Source organism: Streptosporangium sp. NPDC006930 (assembly GCF_040635605.1).
Classification (GTDB): domain Bacteria; phylum Actinomycetota; class Actinomycetes; order Streptosporangiales; family Streptosporangiaceae; genus Streptosporangium.
Map to the genome: position 1 here is coordinate 1 of NZ_JBEYID010000056.1, position 5352 is coordinate 5352.

The following is a 5352-nucleotide window of genomic DNA, read 5'->3' on the forward strand; positions in this document are numbered from 1 at the left end:
TGGTGGTACCGGTGGTCTGGGAGGGAGTTTGGCTCGGCATGTGGTGGCCGAGCGTGGGGTGCGTCATCTGGTGTTGACCAGCCGTCGGGGGTTGGCTGCTCCGGGTGCGGTGGAGTTGCGGGCCGAGTTGATCGCGCATGGGGTGGAGGTCACGGTCGCGGCCTGTGACATGGCCGATCGCGAGCAGGTGGCGGGTCTGCTGGCCGGGATCGATGCCGACCATCCGCTGACCGCGGTCATTCACACCGCAGGTGTGCTGGAAGACGCGACGATTCCGTCACTGACCCCGGAGCGGCTGGGCAGGGTCCTGCGACCCAAGGTCGACGCCGCCTGGCATCTGCATGAACTCACCCGGGAACTGGACCTCGCGGCGTTCATCACCTACTCGTCCCTGTCGGGCGTCATGGGAGCACCAGGGCAGGGCAACTACGCGGCCGCGAACACGTTCCTCAACGCCTTGGCGCAGGTGCGCAGGGCCGAAGGGCTGCCCGCGCTCTCGCTGGCCTGGGGAGCCTGGACCCAGGACACCGGAATGACCGGCACGCTGAGCGATGCCGACATGCGGCGGATCACCCGTACGGGCATGCCGCCGCTCTCGGTGGAGCAAGGACTGGCGCTGTTCGACGCCGCCGGACGGGTGGCCCGGTCGGTGGTGATCCCGCTCCGGTTGGAGCTCGCGGTGCTGCGCGCCCACGGTGAGGTGCCGGCGTTGTTGCGGGGTTTGGTGCGGGGTGGTCGGCGGTCGGCGGCGTCGGGTTCGGTGGTGGCTGCGACGTTGTTGCAGCGGTTGGCTCCGTTGGGGGCGGCCGAGCGGGCCGAGGTTCTGGTGGACCTGGTGCGTGTCGAGGCGGCGATGGTGCTGGGTCATGCTTCGTCCGACATGGTGGAGGTGCGTCGGGAGTTCCGCGAGCTGGGCTTCGACTCCCTTACCGCGGTCGAGTTGCGCAACCGGCTGAACGCCGCGACGGGGCTGCGGTTGCCGTCCACGCTGGTGTTCGACTACCCGACACCGACCGTACTGGCGGACTTCCTGCTGGCCGAACTGCTCGGCGAGCACGCTGACGCGATCATTCCGGCGCCCGTCATGCCCCTGAACGACGATCCGATCGTGATCGTGGGCATGGCCTGCCACTTCCCGGGTGAGGTCGACTCACCGGAGGATCTGTGGCGGCTGGTCTCCGAGGACGGAGATGCGATCTCCGAGTTCCCGACCACGCGAGGCTGGGATCTGGGGGCGCTGTACAACCCGGACCGGGAGAGCCGGGGCACCAGCTATGTGCGCGAGGGTGGCTTCCTGGAGAGTGCCACGCAGTTCGATCCGGGGTTCTTCGGGATCTCGCCGCGTGAGGCGCTCGCGATGGACCCGCAGCAGCGGTTGTTGCTGGAGACGTCGTGGGAGGCGATCGAGCGGACGGGCGTGGACCCGACCTCGTTGCGCGGCAGCCGTACCGGCGTGTTCGCCGGCATCTTCTACCACGACTACGGGATGAGCGCGGAGTTCCCGCCGGAGGCGATGGGCTTCCTCGGTACCGGTACGGCGGGCAGCGTCGCGACCGGCCGGATCTCGTACGCGCTGGGCCTGGAGGGTCCGGCGGTGACGGTGGACACGGCGTGTTCGTCGTCGCTGGTGGCGATGCACATGGCGGCGCAGGCGCTGCGCTCCGGTGACTGCGACCTGGCACTGGCCGGTGGCGCGACCGTGATGGCCACCCCTGCGGTCTTCATCGACTTCAGCACCCAGGGAGGGCTGGCAGGCGATGGGCGGTGCAAGTCCTTCGCCGACACCGCGGACGGCACCAGCTACTCCGAGGGCGTGGGCATGCTGGTGCTTGAGCGGCTGTCGGACGCCCGCCGCAACGGCCACCAGGTGCTCGCGCTCGTGCGGGGTTCGGCCGTCAACCAGGACGGCGCGTCCAACGGTCTGACGGCGCCGAACGGTCCCTCCCAGCAGCGGGTGATCCGTCAGGCGCTCGCCGGCGCGGGCTTGTCCTTCACCGAGGTGGACGCGGTCGAGGGCCACGGCACCGGCACCACGCTGGGCGACCCGATCGAGGCGCAGGCACTCCTGGCCACCTACGGCAAGGATCGGGACGAGGACCGGCCGCTGCTGCTGGGGTCGATCAAGTCGAACCTCGGTCACACGCAGGCGGCTGCGGGTGTGGCCGGTGTGATCAAGATGGTGATGGCTCTGCGGCATGGGGTGCTGCCTCGGACGTTGCACGTGGACGAGCCGTCGTCGCATGTGGACTGGGCCTCGGGTGCGGTGGAGCTGCTGACCGAGCAGGTGGAGTGGCCGCAGACGGGTCGTCCGCGTCGGGCGGGTGTGTCGTCGTTCGGGATCAGCGGCACCAACGCACACGTGATCATCGAGCAGGGGCCCGAGGCCGCGGCGGTGGCTCCTTCACAGGACCTGGTACCGACCGCGGACATGGTTCCGGTGGTGGTGTCGGGTCGTACGGGTGGGGCGTTGCAGGCGCAGGCCGGGCGGCTCGTGTCGTACCTGGAGGGCGAGCCTGGTCTTGGGCTGACCGATGTGGCGTTCTCGCTGGTGTCGTCGCGGTCGGTGTTCGAGCACCGTGCGGTGGTGGTCGGCGGGGATCTCCTGACGGGGCTGGGTGCGGTTGCCTCGGGTGAGTCGGTGCCCGGGGTGGTGTCCGGTGTGGCCGATGTGGTTGGGAAGTCGGTGTGGGTGTTCCCGGGTCAGGGGGCGCAGTGGGTGGGCATGGGCGCGCGGCTGCTGGAGGAGTCGGCGGTGTTCGCGGCTCGGATGGCGGAGTGTGCGGCGGCGTTGGAGCCGTTCGTGGAGTGGTCGCTGCTGGATGTGGTCCGGCAGAGCGAGGGGGCTCCGTCGCTGGATCGGGTGGATGTGGTGCAGCCGGTGTCGTTCGCGGTGATGGTGTCGTTGGCGGCGGTGTGGGAGTCGCTGGGGGTTCGCCCTGATGCGGTGGTGGGTCATTCGCAGGGTGAGATCGCGGCGGCGGTGGTGGCGGGTGGCCTGTCGTTGTCCGACGGCGCGCGGGTGGTGGCGTTGCGCAGCCGTTTGATCGGCGAGGAGCTGTCCGGGCGTGGGGCGATGGCGTCGGTGGCGCTGCCGGTCGAGCAGGTGGTCGATCGGGTGGCTGCCTGGGACGGGCGGATCTCGGTAGCGGCGATCAACGGCCCCAGTTCGGTGGTGGTGGCCGGTGAGGTCGCGGCGGTGGAGGAGCTGGTCGAAAGCCTTTCCGCTGAGGATGTGCGGGTGCGGCGGATCGCGGTGGATTACGCCTCGCATTCGGCGCAGGTCGATCTGATCTCCGAAGAGCTGGCCCAGGTTCTGGCGGGGGTGGCGCCGCAGCCGGTGCGGGTGCCGATGCTGTCGACGGTGACCGGTCAGTGGCTGGAAGGGCCGGAGCTGGAGGCCGGGTACTGGTGTGAGAACCTGCGGCGCACGGTGGGCTTCGCTCCGGCGATCGGACAGTTGCTGGAGCAGCGGTATCGGGTGTTCGTGGAGGTGAGTCCGCATCCGGTGCTCACGGTCGGCATCGGCGAATGCGTGGACGCGGCCGAGGTGGAGGCCGTGATCGCCGGGACGTTGCGCCGCGATGAGGGCGGCATGGAGCGAGTGCTGGTCTCGGCGGCCGAACTGTTCGTCCGTGGTGTGGAGGTGGACTGGAGGCAGGTGCTGCCGGGCGGTCGCCGGGTGGATCTGCCCACCTATGCCTTCCAGCACCAGCGGTTCTGGCCGAACGCGCGGCAGAGCGGTGATGCCCGTGTTCTGGGCCTGGCCGCTACGGGGCATCCGCTGCTGGGTGCGGCGGTGGGCCTGGCCGACTCGGACGGTGTGCTGTTGACGGGCCGCTTGTCGCTCTCGTCGCAGCAGTGGCTGGCCGACTATGTGGTGGCGGGTTCGGTGGTGGTGCCGGGTTCGGCGTTCGTGGAGCTGGCGGTGCGGGCCGGTGACCAGGTCGGCTGCGAGGTGGTCGAGGAGTTGATCCTGGACGCTCCGCTGGTGCTGGGCGAGGACGACGCGGTCGTGGTCCAGATCGCGGTGGGTGCGCCGGAGGAGACCGGTCGGCGGAGCGTGAGCATCTACGCTCGTTCGGCGGACGCGGCCGAGGAGGTGCCGTGGGTACGGCACGCCACCGGGACGTTGGCGACCGGAGTGGCGGAGGTCGTGCCGCTCGACGCGGCGACGTGGCCGCCGGTCGGGGCGTCCGTGATCGAGCTGGAGGGCTTCTACGAGGAGCTGGCCGAGGACGGCTTCGCCTACGGTCCGGCGTTCCAGGGGCTGCGGGCGGCCTGGCGACGCGACGGTGAGATCTTCGCCGAGGTGAGGCTGCCCGAGCAGATCGGTGGAGCGGCTTCGTTCGGGATGCATCCGGCGCTGCTGGACGCGGCGTTGCACGCGGTGAGCTTCGCCGGGCTGGAGCCGGTGGAGGGTGGCCGGTTGCCGTCCTCGTGGGAGCAGGTGTGTCTGCACGCCGGCGGGGCGTCGGTGCTGCGGGTGCGGCTGGCCAGGACAGGCCCGGATTCGGTGTCGCTGCTGGCGGCGGATGTGACGGGTGCGCCGGTGCTGTCGGCGCGGTCGGTGGTGCTGCGGCCGGTCCCGGCCGAGCAGTTGGGGGTCTCCGACGGTCGCGGAGTCAGCCAGGATGCGTTGTTCCGGGTGGAGTGGGGGCTCGCGGGCGCTTTGCCGGAGGCCGGTGAGGTGTCGATGGGGATCCTCGGCCTGGACACGTTGGGTGTCGCCTCCAGGCTGCGGGCGGCCGGGGAGTCGGATGGCCTTCCGGTGCACGCGGATCTGTCGTCGCTGGCCGAGGCGGGCGCGGTGCCGGCGGTGGTGCTGATGGAAGTGGCCTCCGACCCGGCGGCCGGGGTGGTGGAGTCGGCGCATGCGCTCACCGCCCACGTTCTGGATGTGGTGCAGGGTTGGCTGGCCGAGGAGCGGTTCGCCGATTCGCGCCTGGTGTTCCTCACCCGGGGCGCGGTCGCGGCGAGCGGTGGTGAGACGATCACCGATCTTCCGTCTGCGGCGGTGCGAGGGCTTGTCCGTAGTGCTCAGTCGGAGAACCCTGGCCGGTTCGGCTTGGTCGACGTGGACGGCCAGGAGTCCTTGCTCGGTGTGCTGCCGGAGGTCTTGGTCTCGGGTGAGCCGCAGGTGGCGGTGCGCGAGGGTGGAGTGTTGGTGCCGCGTTTGGCGCGGGTGGTATCCGGTGAGGTTCCGGCCGAGGTTTCCGGTGATGACGTCGGCCGGGTCTGGGATCCGGAGGGAACCGTCCTGGTCACCGGTGGTACCGGTGGTCTGGGTGCGTTGTTCGCCCGGCATGTGGTGGCCGAGCGTGGGGTGCGTCATCTGCTGCTGACCAGCCGTCG

At 70.4% G+C, this 5352-nt stretch carries 1 protein-coding gene; it reads left to right on the plus strand.

The window, feature by feature from the left end; genetic code table 11:
* Positions 1 to 28: 28 nt before the first annotated feature.
* Positions 29 to 5352 (plus strand): SDR family NAD(P)-dependent oxidoreductase (locus ABZ664_RS39285; protein WP_362522365.1); only part of this gene is annotated, 5324 nt, incomplete at its 3' end.